Source organism: Streptococcus sp. 3705, from assembly GCF_013277145.1.
GTDB lineage: Bacteria > Bacillota > Bacilli > Lactobacillales > Streptococcaceae > Streptococcus.
In genome coordinates, this window is sequence record NZ_VMMJ01000020.1 from 20,102 (window position 1) to 40,133 (window position 20,032).

9 protein-coding genes and 1 pseudogene are annotated in these 20,032 nt (G+C 38.6%); 1 reads left to right on the top strand and 9 read right to left on the bottom strand.

What is annotated here, in order from left to right; genetic code table 11:
- Positions 1-10: 10 nt before the first annotated feature.
- Together addA and rexB are read right to left on the bottom strand one after the other, a co-directional pair.
- Positions 11-3,661: a helicase-exonuclease AddAB subunit AddA gene (gene addA / locus HT714_RS06820; RefSeq protein WP_173225918.1), complete on the bottom strand. Its 3,651-nt coding sequence runs from the start codon at positions 3,659-3,661 to the stop codon at positions 11-13.
- Positions 3,658-6,933: an ATP-dependent nuclease subunit B gene (rexB, locus tag HT714_RS06825; protein WP_173225916.1), complete on the bottom strand. Its 3,276-nt coding sequence runs from the start codon at positions 6,931-6,933 to the stop codon at positions 3,658-3,660. The genes addA and rexB overlap by 4 nt, the downstream gene beginning before the upstream one ends.
- A gap of 298 nt (positions 6,934-7,231) precedes the next feature.
- On the opposite strand from rexB, the pseudogene HT714_RS06830 reads away from it, so the two are divergent.
- Positions 7,232-8,538: pseudogene (locus tag HT714_RS06830) on the top strand (transposase).
- 67 nt (positions 8,539-8,605) lie between these two features.
- On the opposite strand, the gene HT714_RS06835 reads toward HT714_RS06830, so the two are convergent.
- The 7 genes from HT714_RS06835 to HT714_RS06870 all read right to left on the bottom strand — a co-directional run bounded on the left by HT714_RS06835 (position 8,606) and on the right by HT714_RS06870 (position 19,860).
- Positions 8,606-9,493 carry a diacylglycerol kinase family protein gene (locus HT714_RS06835; RefSeq protein ID WP_057487685.1) on the bottom strand — a complete coding sequence of 296 codons (888 nt, stop codon included), beginning with the start codon at positions 9,491-9,493 and terminating at the stop codon, positions 8,606-8,608.
- A gap of 634 nt (positions 9,494-10,127) precedes the next feature.
- On the bottom strand, positions 10,128-11,393 hold the full coding sequence (locus HT714_RS06840) for a hypothetical protein (RefSeq protein ID WP_173225915.1): 1,266 nt from the start codon (positions 11,391-11,393) through the stop codon (positions 10,128-10,130).
- Positions 11,394-12,277: 884 nt separating this feature from the next.
- Positions 12,278-12,532: an AzlD domain-containing protein gene (locus HT714_RS06845; protein ID WP_240148110.1), complete on the bottom strand. Its 255-nt coding sequence runs from the start codon at positions 12,530-12,532 to the stop codon at positions 12,278-12,280.
- A gap of 512 nt (positions 12,533-13,044) precedes the next feature.
- Positions 13,045-13,716 carry a CPBP family intramembrane glutamic endopeptidase gene (locus HT714_RS06855; protein ID WP_023944277.1) on the bottom strand — a complete coding sequence of 224 codons (672 nt, stop codon included), beginning with the start codon at positions 13,714-13,716 and terminating at the stop codon, positions 13,045-13,047.
- Between the two features lie 382 nt (positions 13,717-14,098).
- A complete protein-coding gene (locus HT714_RS06860; RefSeq protein ID WP_173225911.1) occupies positions 14,099-17,158 on the bottom strand; it encodes a pneumococcal-type histidine triad protein in 3,060 nt (1,019 codons plus the stop codon).
- A gap of 7 nt (positions 17,159-17,165) precedes the next feature.
- Positions 17,166-18,083: a zinc-binding lipoprotein AdcAII gene (adcAII, locus tag HT714_RS06865; protein WP_173225909.1), complete on the bottom strand. Its 918-nt coding sequence runs from the start codon at positions 18,081-18,083 to the stop codon at positions 17,166-17,168.
- A gap of 385 nt (positions 18,084-18,468) precedes the next feature.
- Entirely contained in the window at positions 18,469-19,860 is a 1,392-nt protein-coding gene (locus tag HT714_RS06870; RefSeq protein WP_173251703.1) for an amino acid permease, read from the bottom strand.
- Positions 19,861-20,032 lie beyond the last annotated feature (172 nt).

Below are 20,032 nucleotides of genomic sequence, written 5' to 3' on the forward strand. Positions count from 1 at the left end.
CCTTTCTAGATTATACTTTTACAACTTGAACCTTGTCTTTACCTAGTAAAATCAAGTATTTTTCAATATTTTCAATCGAATAGGCTCGAGATAAAGCCTCTCCGTATAGGGCTAACTGACCACGATAACGGTCCATGAGTTGACTTGGTTCATCATAGCGGTCTGTCTTATAGTCGAACAGAACAATTTTGTCTTCGTAAAGTAGATAGCCATCAAGGATTCCACGGACAACGAAGTCTTCCTGACTCTTTTGGTCTCTTTTGAGCATGGAAAAGGGTTGCTCGCGATAAAGATGGTCGGTATTAGCGATAATTTCCTGACCGAGTGCTGTGTCAAAGAATGCAAGAATTTTAGCAAGATTGATATTGTCCCTAACAGCTGGGCTGGTTTGAACTTGTTTGAGAGTTTCTGTCAGGCTAGCAAGCGTTGGTCGCTGGCTGAGGTCAATTCTCTGCATGAGTTCGTGGGTAGCACTACCAATCTCAGCTCCAGTTACCTTTTCTTTGGTTGAAAAATCTGGTAAATCAAAGCTAATTTTCTTGTCTACTGACTGGCCTTGACCTGCAATCTCGACACCTTCCATATCCATAACGGGTTCGTAGAATTTCTTGATTTGACTTGGGGTTTGAACACTAGGAAGTTCAATGGCTGCGCGATGAAGTATATTATAAACTTCCACCTCTTTTAGCATTTCAAGAGCTTCTTTAATGGTTTCTGACTGACGATTGTCTGCTTGATAGCTATTTTGGAGAGGACTCTTGGTTTCCAACTCTCCGATAGCTTCTCTGGTCAACTGATCTTCACCAACAAAACGATAGCTAAAGTTGAGATGATCCTTGGCAAATACTTTACTGATAGCCCAAATCCAATCTTGGAAATTCCTTGCTTGTAGTCTAGTAGAGCTATTTAGTTTTCCATTTTTAGCTGCTGGGTATTCCTTGGCTTCCAGCTTTTCACGAGATCCCTTGCCGACAAGATAGAGCTTTTTCTCAGCCCTCGTCATGGCAACATACAGCAGACGCATCTGCTCTGAATAGCTTGCCAGCTGTAATTCTTCTTCGTTCTGCCTATAGGTCAGACTAGGAATGGAGAGTTTGATGGTTTTAGGATAGTGATCTTCCACTGCTCCCGTCTCCATCTTGGCAATATACTTGACACCTAGTCCATTTTTACGACTGAGAATGACTTCTGACATAGAGTCTTGCTTGTTGAAATCTTGATCCATATTGAGGATAAAGACGTAAGGAAACTCCAGCCCTTTACTCTTGTGAATGGTCATGAGCTCTACTGCATCTTTTGGCGGTGCAACAGCCACGCTTGCCAAATCGTGCTGGGCTTCTAAGACTTGGTCAATCATACGAATAAAACGCGACAAGCCCTTGAAATTGCTCTTTTCAAATTGATCAGCACGCAGTGCTAGGGCATAGAGATTAGCTTGTCTAGCAGGTCCATTTGGCAAAGCTCCAACATAATCGTAGTAAAAACGGTCGTTGTAAATCTTCCAAATCAGGTCATAGAGGGAGTGGGTTTTGGCATACAGGCGCCAAGAATCCAAGATATTCATGAATTGATTTAGTTTTTCAGCTAGAGCTGTGTGAATCAAGTCCTTTTGACTGCTTGCCAGTTTTTGAGCATTGACCAGTTTCTCATAGAGATTCTCTTGAACTTTGTCCTCATCTTTCTGAAGAGATAAACGTGCTAACTCGTCCTCGTCAAAGCTAAACATTGGAGACTTCATAAGGGCAACCAAGGCGTAGTCTTGCAGGGGATTGTGAATGACACGAAGGGTATCTAGCATGACTTGCACTTCTAGGGATTGGAGATAATTGTTTTGCTCTCCGTCAGTTTTGACAGGAATCCCGTACTCAGACAGGGCGAGGAGAATCTGATCATTACGACTGCGACTGGAGGTCAGAAGGGCGATTTCTTTAAAGGCAACAACTTGTTCTCTATGGAGTTTAAGGATTTCCTTGATAACTAATCGCATCTCACCAGTTAGTTTCGTTTCTGTTTGACTCTCTTCTTCCTCACCTGTATCGTCCTTGTCGTAGAGGAGAAATTCTGCCTTATTGTCTGGATTGGGAGTCAGTTTGGTATTGGCAAAAACAAGCTGGTGCATGTTATCATAGTTGATTTCTCCGACTTCTTGATCCATAAGGCGTTCAAAAACATCATTGGTTGCTGATAGCACTTCTGAACTACTACGGAAATTTTCCTTGAGGAGAATGAGCTTGCCCTCTTTTGGATTTTGCGCATAGCGTTGGAACTTTTCATTGAAAATCTGCGGGTCTGCCTGACGGAAACGATAGATGGACTGCTTGATATCTCCCACCATAAAGCGGTTGTGGCCATTAGAAAGTAATTCCAGCATCCGTTCTTGAATATGGTTGGTATCTTGATACTCGTCTACCATGACTTCATGGAAGCGCTCCTGATAAGCCTCACGGACTTGCGGAAAATTCTCCAAAATCTCAATGGTATAATGGCTAATATCAGCGAATTCAAAGGCGTTTTCCTGGCGCTTACGCTGACGATAAGCCTCCACAAAATCCCTCATGAAAGATTGGAAGGTTTTAGCTAGTTCCCAGGTCTCTCCATGATAACGTTCTTGATAGTCGAGAATGGTTATCTGGTCTGCTAGTTGTCCTAGTTTAGCAAACTGGGTCTTTCTCTCTTCGTTGTAGGCATCGGCCAGTGGCTTCAAATCAGCCTTACGGCTGGCATTGGTCAAAGCTCGACCGTTTTTTTCTTTCGAAATGGCGACAACACGCGCAAGTACTGCCTGATAAGCCTGACTATCGGACTCTTGATTTAAGGAGCCAATTTCATCTAAAATCAACTGAACATTCTCTAGATAAGCAGCCTTTGCAAACTCCTTGGCATCATTATCCAGATGATAACGGAAAAAGCTTTCCAAATCCCAAAGGGCTTGCTGGATTTGTGTGGTCAGTTTTTCTTTTTCACTGCTAAAATCAGCTTTTTCAAAGCCTTTGAGAAAAGATTCACTTAACCATTTCTGAGGATTGCTGGTGGATTGGAGGAAGTCATAAATTTTATAGACCTGCTGTCGCAGCCCCCGTTCATCTTTGCCACGTCCAGCAAAGTTTTTCAGCAAATGACTAAAGGTCTCTTTCTGTTTACCTTGGTAATGGGCTTCAAAGACCTCATGAAAGACTTCGTTTTTTAGAAGAAGTTGCTCGCTTTGGTTTTGTAAAATACGGAAATTAGGTGCAATATCAAGTAGATAGCCGTGTTTACCAAGGAATTTTTGTGTGAAAGAGTCCATGGTTCCGATGGCAGCGTTGGGTAGATCAGCCAACTGACGACCCAAGTGTTGTTTGAGCTCGACATCATCCGTTTCTTGGATTTGTTGGCTGATTTTTTTCTCCAAACGTTCCTTAAGCTCTGTGGCAGCCTTGACGGTAAAGGTTGAGATAAAGAGTTGAGAAATTTCGACACCACGCGCTAACTGATCCAGAATACGCTCGGCCATAACAAAGGTTTTACCAGAACCAGCCGACGCTGAAACCAGGATATTTTGACCAGAAGTGTAGATGGCTTCAATTTGCTCGGCAGTTTTCTTTTGTTCCTTGCTCGAATTTGCTTCAGTTTCTTGCAGTTTTTGAATCTCCTCCTCAGTTAAAAAGGGAATAGACTTCATCGATTCAACTCCTCTCTTATTTTTTCAAACCAAGCTTGCTTGAGTTTCTCTCCGACCAGACGTTTGCCGTCAGCCAAGTTCAACTTTTCTAGGAAACGGGCTTGGCCCAAGTGGTAATTGGCTTCAAATCCTGTGATGGCTTGATGTTGCTGAACATACGGTGCAATACTTCTGCCATTTTCAGTATAAGGGTTAATGGCGAACTGACCTGCTAAAATCTTCTCAGCTGCTTTCTTGTAAAGACAGGCATTGTAGTCCAGTAGGAGCTGAAATTCCTCATCCGTCAGCTGATTAGTCTTATTTTTGTTGTAAAATTCGCCTAAATAACTGCTTTCTTTTTCTAAAAAGAGACCTTGGTATTTCATAGACTTGCTGGCTTCTACTACTGCTCCAGCCAAACTTTTAACGGCCATCAGAGATTGGACAGGTTCAGTCATTTCCAAATACATGGCACCGAAAAAGTTCTGCTCCCCCTCTCTTTTTAGGGCAGCTAGGTAGGTTGGCAGTTGGGAATTAAGACCATTAAAGAAATGAGGAAACTGAAACTGAGTTAGACTAGACTTGTAGTCTACTACTCCGATCGCCCCATCAGCTTTCAAACGATCAATCCGGTCCACCTTACCTCGTACAAAGACACTGCGACCATTGTCCAATTGAATAAAGGCTTGCTCTTTTCCGCCAAAATTTGCTTCCTCTTTGATGGTTTCGATGGCTGGATTGTGTCGGAGAATATGGCCAGTCGTCCGTGCAACATCAAGCAGAACTTCCTTGGTAAACTGGGCTTCCAAACTTTCTTGATAAATAGCTTCAAATTCGCGTTCTTGACTGGTTTCTTGAATAGCTTGTTCTAAACGTTGGTCAAAAGAATCTTCGTCAGGCAACTGCAAGGCTCGTTCAAAAATACGGTGTAAGAAATTCCCGTGACTACGGGCATCTGGACGCAGGCGCAATTCTTCCTGCAAGCCTAAAACATAACGTAGGAAATAACTGTATTGGTTCCGATAAAACTCCGTCAAACCAGAGGTAGACAGGTAAAACTCCTGATCAGTAGGATAGAGAGCTTGTAAGGTGTCCTTAGCCAACTGCTTACTGCTTGGACTGGTTGAGAGGGCTGGATTTTCCAGACCTTGCAGTTCTAGTTTTTTACCCATCACACGCGCCAGAACCTTGACAAAGGTCAAATCTTGCTCCCTATCACTCGTCTCGCCCTGCTGGTGATAGGCAACCAGACTGGACAAAAGACTGTGATATGAGCCCATATCCTCCTTAGACAGCCCTTTGTGATTCATCCTCTTCTCTTTTCGACTAAATCCAAAATGGACCAACTCTTGAAGATAGATTGATTCCTTGCTTTCACTTTCGTTAAAAAGGCTTGGAGCCGACAAAACCAACTGCTTACGAGCAGAATTGACCAAGGAAAGCATAGTGTAGCGATTTTTCTTGAGATTTTCACTGCTGGCAATCAGTAATTGAGCCCCCTCTTCAGTCGCTTGGTTTAGACTTTGTCTTTCTTCATCAGTCAAAAGACTAGTGTTTTGCGCAATTTTTGGTAAATGATCCTGAGTCAGCCCAATGGCGTAGACAAAGTCAGCTGTCAGAGGAGCAATCAAATCATAGCTCTGCAACAGAACGGTGTCCACTGTCGCTGGAATGGTACGGTATTGAGATAGGCTCATTCCAGAATGGAGCAAGGCTAGAAAGTCCTCTAGACTAACCTGTGAACTAGCAAAAACAGTCGCAAATTGTTCTAAAACATGACAGAAAGCCTTCCAAACTTCAGCTTGTCTTTCCTTTTCTACAGCTTCCATAGTGGCTGTCAAATCTTGTAACTGCTTGGTCACAGCTCCTTCTTTTAGAAAATAGTTCCACTTTTGCAAGAGATTTTCAGCCTTCTGTTTTCGACTGGCAAAGAGAGTTTCAAGAGGTGTTAAAATACGCAGACGAAAAGTATTTAAACGTTCCAGATTAAATTTTCCATGGTGGGATCTGGTAAAGGCTTGCTGAAAGGATGGTAAGCCATTGATACCAAGATAGCGGATATATTGCTCAAAAGCATCAATATCAGCCTGATTAAGATCGGTATACAGACCTGTTCTAAGAAGGTTTATCAAATCCTCCTGACGGAAACGATAGCGTTTTAAAGCCAAAATAGACTCTACAAACTGTGTCAAGGGATGATGAGCCATGGATTCGCTTCTACCTAGATAGAAAGGAATCTGATACTGGTCAAAAATCGTTTTTAGAGATAACTGATAAGAAGCTACATCCCCCAAGAGAATACGAAAATGCTTGTAGCTCAGGTCTGAGTTCTCATGCAATTTCTGACGAATGCTACGGGCTACTAGCTCCAACTCTTCCTTTTGCGTCAAGCAAGACCAGATTTGTAAGTTTTCACGGTCCTTATCATCAATTTCCAAGGAAAGTTCTGAAAAGTCATAGGACGATTCCAATAAACGAGAGACCTTGTCAAAACTATCCATCTTCTCATGAGTCTGAGAACGGTCTTGAGCAGGCGTTTGGTATTTAGAAGCTAGATGATGGAGAAACTCCACACTGGCTTGGTAGAGATTGCCCTCACTAAAAGGACTGGTATAAGCTTTCCTACTAGCATAAGCCCCAATGACAATCTCAACACCCTTGCCGTGAAGTAAGTCCACAATTCGCTCTTCTTCGGCAGAAAAACGGGTAAATCCATCAATAACCAAGGCGATTTGAGTAAAATCACTACTAACTTTGTCATTCTCAATAGCCTCAATCAAATGGGATAACTGACTTCCCTGAGCTAACTGCCCTTGGTTAAGATAGGCCGTTACTTTCTCAAAAATCAAGAGTAAATCAGCCCTCTTGTCCTCATCCGTCAAACTCTCCAAGTCCAAAAAACTCATCTGAGCTTTGGTCATCTCGTGGTAAAGATCAATCAACTGCTGGATAAATTGAGGATCCTGCTTGATAGCACCATAAACACGTAAATCCTTGGGATCAAGTTCGACCAGGCATTTGTAAAAGGCCATCCCAAGACCGATGTCATCTAGACTAGTCTTGGCAGGCAAGTCATTCAAGACCAGGTAACGAGCCATCTGCGCAAAGCGCGTGACGGTAATCGCAAAAGAAGCCTGCTGGGACAAGCATTCCAGCACGGCACGTTCCTTTTCAAAAGAAAGAGAGTTGGGGGCGATGTAGAAGACCCGCTTGCCAGCAGCAACTAGCTCCTCCGCCTCTCTGGTTAGAATTTCTGTCAAAGAAGTCCGAATATCAGTATAAAGTAATTTCATCTCAGCCTCGTTGGAATTTTTCATTACCTTTTATTATACCATGATTAGCCTCGTAAATCTGTTAAAATATTTAGGACATCCTTTCTTTTCTTCATCATCTACTAAATCTTAAATACTTAGCTTTACTTGTATTAGATAGAATAAATCTGGCTACTGAAAATCACATAATAAAAAAGGCTCTATAATATTTGTAGTGGGTAAATCCCCTATAGATATTATGGAGCCTATTTTGTTGTAGAAAAAAAGTCCCATAAGATCTATAATGAAAAGCGACAAAACCATCATTAGAAAGAATCCTATGGAACAATTATATTTTATCACAAAACTTCTTGATATCAAAGACCCAAATATCCAAATTATAGATATCGTTAATAGGGATACTCACAAAGAAATCTTCGCTAAACTGGACTATGACGCCCCGTCTTGCCCTGAGTACAGAAGTCAAATGAAGAAATATGACTTTCAAAAACCATCTAAGCTCCCTTACCTCGAAACAACTGGTATACCTACTAGAATTCTCCTTAGAAAACACCGTTTTAACTGCTATCAGTGCTCAAAAATGATGGTTGCTGAGACTCCTCTAGTAAAGAAAAATCATCAAATCCCTCGTATCATCAACCAAAAAATTGCTCAGAAGCTGATTGAAAAAACTTCTATGACCGATATTGCTCATCAGCTTGGCATTTCAACTTCAACTGTCATTCGAAAGCTCAATGACTTTCACTTTAAGCATGATTTTTCTCGGCTTCCAAAGACTATGTCTTGGGATGAGTACTCCTTTACCAAGGGATAGATGAGTTTCATTGCGCAAGATTTTGACAATATCAATATCATCACTGTTCTTGAGGGACGAACACAAGCTATTATTCGAAGTCGCTTTCTTCGCTACGATAGAGCCGTTCCTTGTCAGGTGAAAATCATTACTATGGATATGTTTAGCCCTTACTATGACTTAGCTAAACAGCTTCGCTTTCGAATTTCTAGGCTCAGGCTGAAACAGTCTCCCAGACTGTTTCACTCCCATGTGCTAAAATCGTTCTAGATTGCTTCCACATTGTACAACATCTCAGCCGTGCTATGAGTCGTTTGCGTGTCCAAATCATGAATCAGTTTGAACGAAAATCTCATGAATACAAGCCTATCAAACGCTACTGGAAACTCATCCAACAGGATAGTCGTAAACTCAGCGATAAACGTTTTTATCGCCCTACTTTTCGCATGCACTTGACGAATAAAGAGATTTTAGACAAGCTTTTGAGCTATTCACAAGACTTGAAACATCACTATCAGCTCTATCAGCTCTTGCTTTTTCACTTCCAGAATAAGGAACCAGAGAAATTTTTCGGGCTTATTGAAGACAATCTTAAGCAGGTTCATCCTATTTTTCAGACTGTCTTTAAAACCTTCCTCAAAGATAAAGAAAAGATTGTCAACGCCCTTCAACTACACTATTCTAATGCCAAACTGGAAGCAACCAATAATCTCATCAAACTTATCAAGCGCAATGCCTTTGGTTTTCGGAACTTTGAAAACTTCAAAAAACGGATTTTCATCGCTCTGAATATCAAAAAAGAAAGGACGAAATTTGTCCTTTCTCGAGCTTAGCTTTTCATCAACCCACTACAGTTGACAAAGAGCCATAAAAAAAGCCTCGGTAACAAGGCTTTGAGTTTTATGATTGTTTCTTAGGTACGGAATACACTTCAATGTGTTGTCCTAGTACCTTGATGTCGACTGGTAGATTATCTGATTTATCGCCATCAACATCCGACTCTAATTCGATATCAGAAGAAATTTTAATAGTACGTGCCTTTATATATTCAATATTTTCATTCTCTACAAGATCTCCTTTTAACAAATCCGGAATCAAAGATAATTTAGAGAATATAGAAGCATCTTTCAAAATTAGAATATTTGCATATCCATCCTTGTTTTCTTCAAAGATTTTTTTATCTGCAAAATAATTTGTTAGAAGTACTAAAACATGACTTGCTTCCCCAAGGTAATTTCCATTTTCGGTTTCAACTTTAATGTTAAAGACTTGATCTGTCATGACAGACTTCATGGTATTAACTGCATAAGCCAAGATACCAAATTTCGTTTTATCTTCAATTTCAACATTATGAATGGCTTCAGGGAGAGACCCGATACTAAAGATATATCCAAAATAGTGACCATTTGCTTTTCCGATATCAATCTTATCAGTTAAATTGAAATCCAGATCTTCAATAGCTCCGTCAATATCTTGATTGATTTCTAAAAGTTTTGTAATCAGGTTACCAGTACCACCTGGTATAATTCCCAGTTTAGGAATATAGTCCCTTTCAGCAATCCCTGAAATAACTTCATTGACTGTACCATCTCCACCAAAAACTAGAATTGATTCATATCTTTCTCTAGCAGCTTCTTCTGCGAAATTTGTAGCATCTTTAGCTTTTTGAGTAATTTTAGTTTCCACATCATCAAAATACTCTCTTGCTTTATTCTCCAGCTTCTCTTTGTAATCTAAAGCTTTTTCTCCTCCAGAAGTTGGATTGATAATTAGCATTATTTTTTTCACTCTGTATTTTCTCCTTAAAATTGAAATAGAAAGGTTATTCTCGATGAAAATCAAAGCGTAAACTAGGGAACTAGCCGTAGGCTACTCACGATACTGTTTTGAGTCTGTATATTAGCCTGATGTAGTTTAAAAAGATTTTCTAATAGTATTAACCTGATGACACATGATATTTGCGTATATTGCTATTATACAATGAAATATTAAAAAATAGAAATAAATTGCTTTTAATATCGGTTTTTATCTCATATTAAAAAATGATCTATTTTTTACTAGTAGGTTATTCTTAATCATACAAACTAGTCTCTCTCCTCCACACGATGGAATATAGTTTGTAGATATAATTGCTATTTTCTAGTTCCGGATAAAGATAAAACTCACTTGAAAGAAGATTTTCCCCATATATAAGTCAGTCTTTGTCTGACTAGCTACTAGCAGATAGATGAGTTAATGTTCATTATCTATTTATTAAGATGAAAATACTTCAAAAGTCAGTTCAGCTAAGGATGGAAAAAACTCAATTTTAGGAAAAGCTGAAGTATCTAGTATTACAATAAAAGGCATCTTATCAAGTGTTTTTGATACCTGATAAGATGCACTTTTCTGATTTTAAAGATTTTGCCAGTTTTATTATCATTTAAGATAAGACGCTTCCATCATGTTTTGCATCATCATCAACAAACTGTTCTTTTACTAAATCCTTGATATCACTTTTGATACTTTTAGTATCTATAATAGAATCTTCACCAAGTTGGTGAAATGTCGCTTTATCTCTAATAGTATATTCTTGATCATCGTCATATTTTTTGGTTATCAATCGAATCATCTTTCGTCTTAAAGATTTTTCCCCTTTGATGTTTCCTCTTTCTTTTATCCATGCCACTGCTAAAATGACCAGCATTAGACAACCGACATAACCTAAAAGAGGATACATAATGGAGACTAATTCTTTAAACCCCATAAAAGATAAACCATATCCTATAGCGACCGTAGCGATTAGAATAGGGTAAAAGCGCTTAGGTTTGTTTGAAGAGAAACGTTTTGCCAAGGCATAAAATAAACTGAAAGCTGTATTAAAAATAAGTCCAAAAATAATTAGAGCATACAGCAAAGAAAATAGAGGATGAATTTGCTCCGCAATTGTTAACATAGGAATATCAACAGTTGAAACAAGTTTTATATTGGCGTATAAAATACCAGTTGCTACGGTAATAATCAAACTAACTACAAGTCCACCTAAGAGACCACTTTTTTCCGCAACACCAATTCTCATGACAGAACCTCCTAAGACAAATGCCATGGATACACCAGTCATAACAGTTAGTGCGAAATAATTTAGTAAAGAAACCCAGACATTGGGCATCGGAGAAGAAAGTGTAGCTGTGATTGCTTCTAATTCTTCAAAATCAAAACTTTTCCCTACGAACGTATGGACTGCCATAATGATAATCATGACAAAAACCAAAGGAGTAAATATCCCAAGAACGCTGGTAATCTTTTCAAAATTAAGAAAACTGACAATAATGACCAAGATAGCACAAATCAATCCTCCCAACCAAAATGGCAAACCAAATTGTTGGTTAAGGTTTGAACCAGCCCCAGCAATCATAACAAAACCAATTACAAAGCAGGAAACAATTAAAGCAAAATCAAGAATCTTATTAGTAATAGGCCCGGCAATTTGGGAAAGAACTTCAAAATGATCATTTGAACGGAAATAGCTTCCTAAGGTAATGATAATTTTACCAAAAATAATACTTATGATTCCAAGAACAATCGTTCCAATGATACCCCATTTACCAAAACTAACAAAGTATTGCATTAAATCTTGGCCTGAAGATAGTCCAGCACCAATAACAACACCGACATAAGCTAATGCTATATTTAAAATACGTTTTAACACTATTTTCTCCTAACCGTTATCACTACAATAAATGACTGTCTATTTAGTATACTATTTTCTTATATTATTGTCAAAAATATAGGTATTAGAACCCTGTACATAGAAATATTTCTGCACGATATAGCAAGATAACACAAGGACTAGTCAGCTACTAATTAAAATTCTATGGTAATCAGTTGTTTGCTGCTCTTACGCCAGACAAATATCACAAAATAGTAAACTTATAAAGGATAAAATTCTTGAGAAAAAGACCATCCTACTCTTCAAGGTAAAGAATAGAATGGTTTAATAAATATTTGTTTTGGAGCGATATCTAAAAATTGAAACCAGACAATCTATCAAGAAGAACAGTTCTATTAGATAAGCAAAGATACTTCCACTTATGTTTTGTTGAATCAGTACTAACATAACAAATAAAATCAAGATAAATCCTGTAATGACAGTCTGTTTGGCATTTTCTATTTATAGTCGACAGATTTACCAGCCAATGATAATATTAGCTATTCCTAGCATGATCGCCCATGTTCCAATGTAGTAAGGAATATCTCTAGCTAGGCCTTCAAAACTAACATAGACCAACCAGATGGACAGAAGAATAGGGAAAAGTGACTGTGCAAGAGTTCAAACACTTCTTGTCTTACTCAAATATGATAGAAAATCTTTTCCACCTATAAGGATAAAATAGACAGATAAGAGCTCTGAAAAGAAAAGTAATCCTAGATTTTTACGGAAAAAGAAAAGAGACAAATCAAGAGTGAGACAAAAGTTCTTAATAAATGAAACCTATTCCATTTTTACAACATACCAACCTCCTAAAAAACTAAAGAATACAAGGTGATATAAAATAGGGAGCCACCAGCAACCGAAAGTAACATATTCTTTTTTCACTTATGCAAGAAGATAACAACTAAAATAGCTAGCAACTTTGGAAGAAGATCACTAGTATTCGTGAAACTCGTATCTTTGAGACTAAAGACGACCATTAATCCAAAAATAGCTGGAGTGAGAACTTTCCCAAGGTAGAGAATATAAGCTGGCGTTTTCTCTTTGGATGAAAAAAAAATAAACGGGACAAGGCGTGTGATAACAGTTCCCAGTATGACCATAGCAATTGCTATAATTTGTTGATCAAACGTCATTTTATACATTTACCTCCAATTCCTTTCGAAGTACTGTAACTATCAGGATATCTATATTACGGAGTACGAGCGCTTGTCAGATGAAATCAGCATATACGGACTGACCTTACCATGTATATGGATTTTGTAAAACGTGTTGCAGATAGCAAATCACAGTCCAATCTTAGTCAGCCTGTGAAAGAGGCCCTTGACCATATTCAAAGTCATACTAATATAATATCCCATTGTCTGTTCAAATGATCGCAAATCACATTGGTTTTAGTTACTCCTTCTTTGGTAAGCAATTCAAATCTGAAACCAAAAAGACCATTAACGAAGTTATCATAGAAGCCAAAATTGAAGAGGCTAAAGAGTTGTTAGTCCACACATATAAATCCATTAGCCACATCAGTAGCTATCTAGCTTTCTCAAGCCAATCTTATTTTCAAAATCAATTCAAAAAAATAAGTGGCTACACACCACTCCGATATCGAAAAGAAAATGCTGGAAAGTTCCGACATTGTTTTAGTAAGCTAACTTCCTGAAAATAGGAGTAACCACACATTCCAGAAAGCAGTGATATTGATGAAAATATGAACTAGTATTGGATAGTAGAGATTTTTAGTCATGCGATACAATAGAGCCAAAATAAGCCCTCCGCTAACATAAATGAAAAAAGCAAGAGGAGTTAAAGCAAAATTGATATGAATATAACCGAAAATAATAGCAGAAAGCAAGACATCTCCGTACCAAGGCGAGTTTTTGAAAAAGGTTGTCATTAGCACACCGCGATAAATCAATTCCTCAGTAATAGGACCGATGAAGCAAGCTATGAGCAAGAAATAGGGTAATTCCTGTCTCCCTATCATTTCTATCGTTTCATTCAAAGAAATTTGATTTGAAGACGAGGGTATGAAATAAGACAAGAAGAAGTCCGACATATACAAAATGATGTAGCCCAGTAAAAGGTAGATAAAGTACCTCAGCTGCCACTTGAAATGAAAAGTTTTCTTTCCTGCAAAAACTAGTAGATAGATGACCGCTAATAAAAGAACTACACTTTCCAGCAAAAGTAGAATCTGAAAAAACTCACGACTTGCTGGTAGATAGGACTTTGCGAGATGATTGAAAAGCGTCCAAAACCAAGTTGATTTGTAAAAAATTAAGGACAATGCTAGTAAAATCTGAATAATCCGTTTTTTCATCTTAAATCCTCTGTTTTTCTTGACTAGCTTATTGAATATAATAATTTACTTAACTGTATAACAAGTTTAGTATAGCATATATTGGCGAAATATCTTTTTCAAGTCATGAATTGTTATCAAAACATCCTAAACTGTAAAATCAATTACCCTCTCCCCTTTTACCATCATCTTCTCTAACAAAGGAAGACCTATGATTAAGTTACTAACCTTGGATGTAGATTGATTTCTCCTAAATGAAGCCAGAGCCCAAAAAAATCAGGTGATTTATTTAGCCTGAACCTTACGGAGCAAGATAAATAAAAGCCAGTATTGCTACTGACTCTTACATCATTTTAATTTAACAGGATAAATTTATGCTTCTGATTTCGTCATAACTGACTCACTACCTTTTTAACAAAGCAAGTAATTTTTCTGCTTTTGCCATGATACCATTATTATCCATGGTTTGGAGACTCAGATTATTTCGTAAACCAGCTAGGCTCTCTGTCACATTGTTTTTCAAGCTAGCATCCGTTACTGCATCAAGTAGATCTTCTACTTCTTTAAGCTTGGCTTCTACTTTTTCAGTCTCTACTTGAGGGACTTCAGATTCGTCTGTTGTATCATTAGCTACTCCCTCTGTCTCGTCTTCATCAGTGCTTGGTTTATAAAGATTATCTACTGAAGGGTTTAAACCTGCGTGATTCTCTTTTTCATCAGATTCAGGGCGAGTTGGCTCACTTACTTCATCATGTTCCTTATCTTCATCAGGTTTACTGTCTTCTGCTTTATTTTTACGAACATGGTCACTTGCGTTTCCCCAACCATTATCTGAGTGAGGACGTTCATTTGGATGTTCAACATAATATTTTACAGTCGCAAATAAATCTTCTAAGGTATAACCCTCAGGTGCCTTATAGAGTCCTTCGTCAAACCATGCAAACTTAAGATTATGATAGTGATCAAAGTGAGGAATTATAAAGTAACCATTCTGTACAGCTACAGTATACTGTAAATGATTTGGTATTTTTTCTAATGGTACCTTGTTCTCAGCTGTTACGCGGTTATAGATAGCTTCTGTCCCTGTTGCCTCTGGTTTTGCTTCAGTAGAATTTGGAGCTTGTAAGCCTTTTTCTTTAGCATAAGCCTGAGCTGCTGCCCTTTCAGCTTCAGATAAGCTGTCTTTTTTAATCCAGTGGCTATGGTTCAAGTGTGGAGTGACGTAGGCATTTCCTGCATCACTTTCAATATCATGTTCGTCAAAAATGTAGCCATCTGAGGTTGTATATTTACCTGCTAATTTCGCTAATTTAATTTCATCGTTTGTATAGGCAATTTGAGCATTTGGTTTGCCAAGGCGTTCTGGGTGGGTAATCGGTGCTAGAAATGCCAATAAATCATCTACCAATTTTACTTTATTATTAGAAGATTCATTATTCAAGCGTTCTGCTAATTTGTCTAAGGCTTGGAAATCAACAGCACGCCCCTTATTTTCAGACAAGGCTTTATGAGCCTGGGTTAACAGATTATAAGCTTTATCATAAAATTCTTTGTCACGAGAAGAGACGTTTTCTTTCTTCGCAACTAGAGCATGTGTCTCTTGAGTTTTCTTAGACAAGAGATTTTCAATAGCATCAATCTTATCCTTAGCCAAGTCTTTAGCAAAAACATAGTGACTGACACCAGCAATTTCCACAACATATCCTTTTCCAACTTTTCTAACAACCTGTTCTACTGCAAAATTAGTTTGTTTTTTCTCAGTTGACGGTTGAGCTTGCGGTTTTGGTGCTGGTTTCAAATAATGCATTCCTGGCACGACTGCACCATTTTGCCCTTTTAACAGAATCATTCTTGCAATCTTCTGCTCTAAATCAGACATTTGTGAATAAGGGATAAAGTGATAATGATTTCCGTGAGGCACAGCAACACCATTTGCTGTACGATCTGTTATTTGTGCTGGGTCGAATACCAAGCCATCCGATTCCACATGTCGTTCTGACAAAGGTTTGGCATACAATTCACGTAAAAGGCTTGAAATATCTTCCCCTTGATTCTGATGATAAGTTGGAGTGACAGTTAGATTGTGGTTCTCTGACAAGCTTGGTTGAGCTGGATTTGCATTATGACTAAAACTTGAAGAAGGACGAGACCCCTGCTTCCCATTCCAATAGGCTTGGGCAGCAGCCAATTCTCCTGCAGACAAAGCGCCTTTTGGTATATAGTGGAAATGGTTGCCATGCGGTACAATAAAAGCGTCTCCTGTATCTTCAATCACATCTGACGGACTAAAGACATACCCATCATCCGTTGTATAGGCGCCTCCAGTTGCTCTATTCGGTGCCGGCGTATTGAGATTAAAGTTTGGTTTAATGGTTGAACTTAGTTTATCTGTACTGCTTGGTTTCGTATTATCAGAATGCTTTTGAACTGGCTGACCTCCAATTGGTAGATTTCGAGCCAATTTTTCTTCCAAAGCAGACATTTGTGAATAAGGAATGAAATGGAAATGATCCCCATGAGGAACTGCCACACCATTTGCAGTACGTTTTGTAATCTGTGCTGGGTCAAATACTAATCCATCAGACTCCACATGACGTTGGCTAAGTGGCAAAGCGTACAATTCTTGAAGGAGACTAGCTAAGTCCTCACTTTGACTTTCAGAATCTGTTGCAGGATTTTGAGGTGTCTCAGATTGACTCGTTCTCACACTAGATCTTGTTTCTCCCCTACTTGAACGGTATTCAACCGTACTTAATTGACCGCCTTTTCCAGATAAGAAGGCTTGGGCGGCAGCTAATTCACTGGCAGACAAATCACTCTTAGGAATATAGTGGAAGTGATTGCCATGAGGAACGATATAGGCATCACCCGTATCTTCTATAATATCAGAGGCATTAAAGATATAACCATCATCCGTTGTATAGCGTCCTTGGGCTCTGGCTGCAGCAACAGCATTATCTGTGCTTGAATTATGATTATGACTGTGTTCTTGCTTCTGACGTTTAATCTCTTCTTTTGTCCGAATATTGTCCGCATGGGCCGCATCTTTAAGGTAAACATAGTATTTCCCGTTTACCTTAATCACATAACCACCCTTGATTTCATTGACAATGTCTGAATCCTTCAACTGATAATTCGGATCTTTCATGAGAAGTTCTTCACTGATGATGGCATCATAAGGAACCTTACCATTATAGTAATGATAATGGTCTCCATGAGAGGTCACATAACCTTGATCCGTAATCTTGATAACAATTTGTTCGGCGTTGATTCCCTCTCTCTTACTGACTTCATCTGGTGTCAAATTTTCTGCCTTTTGACCAGCCTGATCACCGTCTATATAAGCAACTCGATTAGACTCTTTCTTAGCCTGACCAGCTTGGTAACGACCAAGTTCATAGGAACAAACACTTAGGGCAAGAACTGCCACTGAACCTGCTACATATTTTTTATTGATTTTCATTCTTTCCTCACTTTAATTCTTCTGCTAAAACACTTATATTTTCTTCAAGATTTTCTAAATAAGTCTTGTCATTTTGTGGGTCTGCCTCTAAAGGATTCAGAGTTTTAAGACCCACACCTGTTGATTTGACAAGAGTTTCAGCTACTTTTGAAGAAGCATTACTTTCTGTAAAAATCGTTTTAACCTTATAGGTCTTAACAAATTCCTGAATTTCTGTTAGTTGTCTTGGACTTGGTTCTTGTTCAGGAGAGATACCTGCAATACCAAGTTGATTAAGTCCAAATCGCTTCGCTAAATAAGAAAAGGCTGTATGTTGTGTTACAAAGGTTTTCTGAGTCGCTTTTTCAAATTTAGGCTGGAATTTCTTAGTTAGTTCTTGAGCTTTTTTGATAAAGGCTTGCGCATTTTTCTGGTAAGTTTCTTTATGCCCACTATCCACCTCTGAAAGTTTATCAGCGATAATTTGCGCTTCTTCACCAGCTTTTTCAGGATCTAGCCAAGTGTGAGGGTCATAGAGCGTTTTTTCATCAACTCCATCCCCTGCTTCCACATCCTCTAGTCCAGGGACACGTTCCAAGGTCATTCCCTCAGAAGCCTCTAAGACCTTCACTTTGGATTTTTTTAGATTGGGATCTAAACTTCCTGCCCAAGATTCGAGCGTATGTGAATGGTAAACAAAGACGTCTGCATCATAGATGGCCGCGATGTCATTTGCCGAAGGTTCAAAGGAGTGAATTCCACTACTTGATTGAATCATTCGAACATCATTCAAGTCACCTGACACTTCCTTAACCATAGCGTAGATAGGATAAAAACTGGTCACAATCTTCATCCCTTTACCTGTCTGACTTTCCTTTTGACCACAGGCTCCTAGCAATAAAAGAAAAACACTTAACAAGACTAAAAATAAATTTTGTTTCTTCATGAACAACTCCTTAACCATTTAATTAACTAGTAAACATTCTACTCCTAAAAATTTAATCTGTCAAGCTATTTTAAGAAAAAAATTGAAATTTCTTTCACATATAAAAATCTGCTGAGTTTCAACAACTCAACAGATTCTCACTTTATATACTCAATGAAAATCAAAGAGCAAATTAGGAAGCTAGCCGCAGGCTGCTCAAAACACGGTTTTGAGGTTGCAGATAGAACTGACGAAGTCAGCTCAAAACATGGTTTTGAGGTTGTAGATAGAACTGACGAAGTCAGCTCAAAACACTGTTTTGAGGTTGTAGATAGAACTGACGAAGTCAGTCACATATATACGGCAAGGCGAAGCTGACGTGGTTTGAAGAGATTTTCGAAGAGTATTATTCTTCTATGGTAGAATGCTTATAACCATAAGTGAAGTAAATGATACTTCCTATCAACAATGCAACTAGGAAAGCAATCCAAGTTTCCATATTATACTGCAACATAAATGATAAACAAATGATGATTGATAAAATCGGTAATAAGGGTACCAATGGTGTTTTAAATTCTCCAGCATTGGGCATTCCTTTTTCTTTCCGTAAGCGAATCAGACCATAAGCCAGCATGATTAAGTAGGCCAAGGTACAAATATTTAAGAAGGCTGCGATACTAGCAAGAGGGAACATTCCTGCTGCTACTGCTGAAGCTAGACCGGTCAAGATAGTAGCATTTTTTGGTACCTTGCTTGTTTTGGTCAGTTCTTTAAAGGCAGCAGGCATCAAGCCGTCACGCGCTAAACTGTAAATCATACGAGATAGGGCATAAGTCATCGAGATACAAACCGTAATCAAGGTCAAGATAGCCACCAATGACACATAATTAGCTGCCCAACTAATCCCAACGCTGCGAAGGGCAAAGGCAACGGCATCGTCGACATTTAGATGACTATAGTGAACCACACCAGTCAAGACAAGCGTCACCAAGGCATAAAGAATGGTTACGATAGAAAGCGATAAGACAATCCCTCTAGGAATATTTTTTTGAGGAGTCTTGACTTCATCTACAGCCATAGAAATAGATTCAAATCCCAAAAAACCGAAGAACATCAAGGACGCACCAGCCATAATACCAGTACTAGCACCATAGATTTGTCCAAAACCATAAGGAGCAAAATTGCTCCAATTATCAAGTTTAATATGCCAAATTCCTACTAAAACAAAGAGAGCTAAAGCGGAAAATTTCAGAATCACTAGAATAGAATTAAAGCGTAAGGCTGCTTTAGCATTAAGTAAAACAAGCGAGGTCACCAATACCAAGACAAGAATAGGCAATAAATCAACAAATGTTCCTGCTTGAGGATTAAAGGTACCATTTAAAGCCTGAGGAAGGGCTATCCCGTATTGAGAGAGCAAGCCTTTAAAGTAAGCTGCCCAACCCGAAGCTACGCCTGATATGGCTGTCATGAACTCCATCATGGTTAACCAACCAGCCAACCAGGCTGGGAATTCTCCTAAAATAGCATAGAGATAACTGTAGGCACCACCTGTAGCAGGTACTCGCGAAGCAAATTCTGCAAAAAAGAGGGCTGATAATCCCACACACAAGGCAGAAATCACGATTGAAATCACTAGGGCTGGACCCGCTAGAGTTGCAGCTGCAGTACCTGTAATTGTAAAGACACCTGTCCCTACCATGGCTCCAATACCCAGCAAAATCAAATCCCATAACTTCAAATGCCTATGCATCTCCGTTTTATCTAAACTAACATTTTTTGTTCTAAATATATTCATCTTTGACTCCAAAATAAAATGATGATTCTATTTTACCATAAATATAGGAGATTTGTGAATATTTATAAAACATTTTTCTGAAAAAATCTGACTACCTTTTTGTAATAGCTTATACTCAATGAAAATCAAAGAGCAAACTAGGAAACTAGCCACAGGCTGTACTTGAGTACGG